Annotated in this window: 1 pseudogene; it reads right to left on the reverse strand. The window is 51.4% G+C overall.

From position 1 onward, the window contains the following. Positions 1–329: pseudogene (locus SB775_RS27650) on the reverse strand (MFS transporter); the annotation flags it as partial. Positions 330–397 lie beyond the last annotated feature (68 nt).

The raw sequence follows: 397 nt of genomic DNA on the forward strand, positions 1-397 counted from the left end.
CTACCAGTCAACAGCGCATACAACAGCGCAATCGTACCTACTGTAAAAATAAGAGCACCGGGATAATCAATATGTCGCTTCGCTTTAACAGCCAGCTTTTCTTTATAGAGCATCACGATCATCAAAAACGACACCAGCCCAAATGGCAGGTTAAGCAGGAAAATATAACGCCAGGTCAGCGTATCGACCAAAAATCCTCCGACCAATGGACCTGCAACACCTGAAAGCCCCCAAACCGCGCTAATCCATCCTTGGGCTTTCGCTCTTGCTGTTTGCTCCGTATACAAATCGCCGATAATTGTCATCGTAATCGGCATTACTGCCCCTGCATGTTGCGGCGGCCACGGCGGTTTACACGGCTCTGGCCCCACGGACCCTGCTCGACGCCCGTGGGTTG

It is taken from the genome of Peribacillus sp. SIMBA_075, assembly GCF_046534585.1.